The organism is Synechococcus sp. OH2 (assembly GCF_047462155.1).
Taxonomy (GTDB): domain Bacteria; phylum Cyanobacteriota; class Cyanobacteriia; order Thermostichales; family Thermostichaceae; genus Thermostichus.
The window spans coordinates 200585-205017 of sequence record NZ_JANSIR010000095.1 but is presented as its reverse complement, the minus strand read 5'-3'; the positions used below and the strand labels follow the sequence as shown (position 1 = coordinate 205017).

Below are 4433 nucleotides of genomic sequence, written 5' to 3'. Positions count from 1 at the left end.
GCCCACCATCACCAAACGGGATCTCAATACCCTCAAGCGGGTTTACGAGCAGCCCACCCTCATGGGCCAGGTCTTCCCGGAGAGCTACCGCCGCCTGTTTGGCCAGCTTCTGCCAGAGAGAATTTTGGGAATGGCCGGCAGCTAGAGCCGCAGCAGTTGCGCTCCCCCCTTCAGCCCCGTAGCCAGGAGAAAAAACAGCAACTGGGTGGCCACAATGCTGGGGCCAGAGGGGAGGTTGAAGGCGGCTGAGAGGAGGATCCCCAGCACGGCGCTTAAGCCCCCCAAGACCATGGCCAGCAGCACATAGGTTGTAAAGCCGGATGCCAAAAGCCGCGCCGTCGAGGCAGGGATCACCACAAAAGCGCTCACCAATAGCACCCCCACCGAGCGGATCGACAGGGCCACCACCAGCGCCAGCAGCACCACAAAGGCCAGCCGCTGCCAGCCCGCCTCTACCCCCCGCGCCCGCGCCAGCGACTCATCCAGGGTGAGCAGCATCTGGGCGGGCAAGGTCAGCCCAATGTACCCCAGGGCCAAGAGCAGGAGCAGGCCGCTTATCCACAAGGCCGGCAGGCTGATGCCGAGAATATCCCCAAACAGCAACTGGTTAAGGTTGCCGCGGTAGCCAGGGATCAGGCTGAGGCCAATGATGGCCAGGGCCAAGGAGGAGGAGTAGATGATGTTTAGCACCGCATCCGCCGAAAGCTGGGTGCGTTCCAGGACAAAAGTCACCCCCAGGGCAAACACTACCCCAAACACCATCAGCACCGCCGTGGGATCCAGCCCCAGGGCCACTCCCAGGACAATACCCAGCAGCGCCGAATGCCCCAAGGCATCACTAAAAAACGCCAACTGCCGAAAGATGGCAAAACTGCCCAAAAGCCCCCCCGTCACCCCTGTCAGGATGCCGCCTAGGAGAGCCCGCTGCATGAAGGGCAACTGCAGCCATTCCACCACCTGCGCCCAGGTCTCCGGCATTGCCCCTCCTCAGTGGTGGTGGATGTAGCGGGCAAACGCGGGGCCGTAGACGCGGCTGAGCATCTCCGGCGCCAGGGCCGCCTCAGGGGATCCCTGACAAATCAGGGAGCGGTTGAGACACAGCACGCGGTCACAGTAGCGGGACACCATCTCTAGGTCGTGGGAGACCTGCAGGATGGCCCAGCCCAGGGAGCGGCGCAGCTCTTCCAATAGCCGATAGAACTCCCCTTCGCTGAGGCTATCTAGACCAGCGGGAGCCTCGTCCAGCACCAGCAGCCGCCGCGGCCAGACTAGACAATAGGCCAACAGCACCCGCTTCAGCTCGCCGCCGCTCAGTTGACCCAGGGGCTTAGAGGCCAGGTGCAGAGCCTCGGCCCGTTGCAAGGCTTTCTGGACGGCCTCCTGCCGAGCAGCTCGCTGCTGCCAGGGCCAGCGGGGCCTATGGGATCCCCAGCCCAGGGCGACAAACTCCGCCACCGTTAGGGGAATGGCGGGGTTGAAGTGCAAGCGCTGCGGCACATAGGCAAGCTGCTGCCGCACTTTCTGGGGCAAGTACCCTGACAGGCGCAGCGGCTCCCCTAGGATGGAAACCGAGCCACACTGCCGCGGCAGGATGCCCAAGATGGCCTGCACCAAGGTGCTCTTGCCGGCGCCGTTGGGGCCAACAATGGCCGTATGGGATCCCGCCGCTAGCTCAAACGAGACATTCTGCACCGCCAACTGGGATCCCCGATAGACCGTCAGCCCCTCCACCCGCAGGACAACCTCGCCAGAATGGAAGCTCATCGCCCCCTTGCCAGCAGGTGCTCAAGAGCAGCCTGACCCACCAAGGGCAACTGCAGGGGAACCCAGGCCTTCTCTTTCTCGAAGGCGGAGACCAGGTTTTCCACGTTCTGCCGCAGGATGGTTAGGTAGTACTCCGGCTCGATCCCCTCTGGGCCAGCCGTTTCCAAGGGATCGAACACGCGGACTTGTACCCCCAGATCGCGGGCCAAGACCTCAAAGGGGTTGTCCTTCCCCACTTGTGGCTCCACCAGGATTGTCTTTAGGCCCGACTGCCGCACCGTCTCCATCACCCGGCGCACATCTTCCGGAGAGGGGCTGGCTTCCGGGATCTCCACCAGGAACTCCGCTTTGAGGTTGTAGCGCTCGGCAAAGTAAGGGGCAAGGTCGTGGAAGACCACAAACTTTCTGCCGGCAAAGGGGGCCAAGCGCTGCTCGATTTCCTTATCCAAAGCCTCCAGTTGCTGGATAAAGGCAGCGGCGTTGGCGCGGTAAGTCTCTGCCCCTTCTGGATCGACAGCAATGAGGCCATCGCGAATATTTTCCACCTGCCGAATGGCCCGCCTGGGATCCAGCCAGATGTGGGGGTTCAACTTGCCGTGAGAGTGCCCGTGACCATGAGAATGGCCATGGCCGTGGCTGTGACCATGAGAATGGCCATGGCTGTGGGAGTGGCCATGCTCTGGCTCCTGGGTCTGCAAAGTCGGGATCCCTTGGCTGCTGTCAATGATGCGCAGCTTCGGATTGCCGGCGTTGGCAATCAATCCCTCCAAAAAGGTCTCCATTCCCAACCCGTTGATCACCAGCACATCCGCCTGGGACAGCAGGCGCGCATCCTCGGGTCGGGCCTGAAAGTCGTGGGGCCCCATCTGGGGAGGGATCAGAGGTTTCACCTCGGCCCGCTTCCCGGCCACGGCGCGGGTAAATTGCGTTATCGGCAGGATTGTGGTCACCACCTGCGGGGGAGTGGATCCCTGCTGGGCCTGGGATCTCTCTTGGCGCATCTGCAAGGTGCCTAGGATCCCGACCGAGAGGGCCGCCACCAGCGAGACCAGCGATCGCAGGGGTCGGGCCGAACGCAGAGAGTTATTAGCCATGAGCCCTAACACGTCACGAGACAACAGAGACAGCAGCGTCGGAAGCGCCTGACTCCTGGAAAGCCAAGGCCCGCTGCTGCAGCAGCGAAAACATGCTCACCAGGCCGTTGCTGCGGGAAGGGCTAAGGCTGAAGTTGAGGCCCATTTCCCGCACAAACTCTAGGGAAACCCCCAAAATTTCCTCTGGTGCTGAGCCACTTAGCCCCTCCACCAAAACGGCCACCAAGCCCTTGACCAACTGGGCATCGGCATCTCCCTGGATGTAGACCTTGCCGTCTCTTAGCTCGGTGGCCAGCCACACCCGCGAAGCACAACCCCGCACGAGATTCTCCTCTGTTCGTTGGGAATCGGGGAAAGGGGGCAGGCGCTTAGCATAGGCCAGCAGCAACTCGTACTTCTGACGAGAGGTTTTGGCCTTTTGAAAGCGCCCGACAATCTGCCGCAGAGCTTCGGGCATCAACCCACTTGCCTGAATGAGAATGATAATCAAAAGTCATCGTAGCACGCGGCTTGGGGAGCCCAAGGGGTTGACGCGGGAGGAAACAACTACCGCACCGAGCGATAGCCACCCCTTACTCCCCGGGGGGAGAGGACTAGTTGCCAAAGCTGGCTGGCGCGGGCCTTGAAGCTGCCGGCACTCATCAGCAGGTAAAGCCGCCACATGCGGCGAAAGCGCTCGTCGTAGCGACCAGCCAGTTGGGGCCATGCCCGCTCAAAATTGGTGTGCCAAGCTTTTAGGGTGGCCACGTAGTTGATCCCAAAGTTGTGCCAGTCTTCCAGAACAAATAGGCCCTCGAAAGCCGCTGTTATCTGACGAGGCGAGGGGAGCATCGAGTTGGGAAAAATGTAGCGCTCAATCCAGGGATCGCGCCCCTGGTAGGCAACGTTGGCGCCGATGGTGTGGAGAAGAAACAAGCCATCCTCTTTGAGAAGGCGACGGACTACCTGCATAAATGTTCGGTAGTTGCGGTAGCCCACATGCTCAAACATGCCCACAGAAAGGATCCGATCAAACTTTCCCTGCGTCTGGCGATAGTCTTCCAGCCGAATCTCCACCGGTAGGCCGCGGCAGCGTTCGCTGGCTAGCCTGGCCTGCTCTTGCGAGACGGTGATGCCCACCACCTGTACACCGTAGCGTTCGGCCAGGTACTGTGCCGTGCCGCCCCAACCACAGCCGATGTCGAGCACGCGCATGCCGGGCTGGAGATCTAGCTTGCGGGCAATGAGATCCAGCTTGGCTTCCTGGGCTTCGTCGAGGGTTTGTGCCCCCCCATCCCAATAAGCACAGCTATAGATCTGGCGGCGATCCAGCATGGCTTCGTAGAGGTCATGGCCAAGGTCGTAGTGGCGCTGGCCAACCACAAACGCTCCCTTACCCCGCTGGCGGTTGATGAGGCGACTGTCCAGGGCAAGCAGGAGCCGAACTGGCCAGCCCACTCGCTCGGCTGCCTGACTGGTGAGGAGACGACAAACCAGCTCATCAATAGCCTCGCAATCCCACCACCCCTCCAGGTAGGCCTCGCCAAAGCCCAGGGATCCATAGAGCAAGCAGCGCAGGTAAAGCCGCTCGTCGTG

General features: G+C 61.5%; 5 protein-coding genes. All 5 read right to left on the bottom strand.

Annotated features, from left to right (window positions below; translation table 11 throughout):
- Positions 1-141: 141 nt before the first annotated feature.
- Positions 142-978 (bottom strand): metal ABC transporter permease, encoded by an 837-nt coding sequence (locus tag NW835_RS09445; RefSeq protein ID WP_414415142.1) that lies wholly within the window; start codon positions 976-978, stop codon positions 142-144.
- Between the two features lie 9 nt (positions 979-987).
- On the bottom strand, positions 988-1764 hold the full coding sequence (locus NW835_RS09440) for a metal ABC transporter ATP-binding protein (RefSeq protein ID WP_414415141.1): 777 nt from the start codon (positions 1762-1764) through the stop codon (positions 988-990).
- Positions 1761-2858, bottom strand: coding sequence for a metal ABC transporter solute-binding protein, Zn/Mn family (locus NW835_RS09435; protein ID WP_414415140.1), 1098 nt, complete (start codon positions 2856-2858; stop codon positions 1761-1763). Before NW835_RS09435 ends, NW835_RS09440 begins: the two co-directional genes overlap by 4 nt.
- Before the next feature lie 13 nt (positions 2859-2871).
- Complete coding sequence (locus tag NW835_RS09430; RefSeq protein ID WP_414415139.1) at positions 2872-3348, bottom strand: SufE family protein; 477 nt, start codon at positions 3346-3348, stop codon at positions 2872-2874.
- A gap of 56 nt (positions 3349-3404) precedes the next feature.
- Positions 3405-4433 (bottom strand): cyclopropane fatty acyl phospholipid synthase (gene cfa / locus NW835_RS09425; protein ID WP_414415138.1); only part of this gene is annotated, 1029 nt, incomplete at its 5' end.

Coding starts and splice junctions, on each gene's coding strand:
- NW835_RS09445 (WP_414415142.1), bottom strand. CDS start 978: ATGCCGGAGACCTGGGCGCAGGTGGTGGAATGGCTGCAGTTGCCCTTC.
- NW835_RS09440 (WP_414415141.1), bottom strand. CDS start 1,764: ATGAGCTTCCATTCTGGCGAGGTTGTCCTGCGGGTGGAGGGGCTGACG.
- NW835_RS09435 (WP_414415140.1), bottom strand. CDS start 2,858: ATGGCTAATAACTCTCTGCGTTCGGCCCGACCCCTGCGATCGCTGGTC.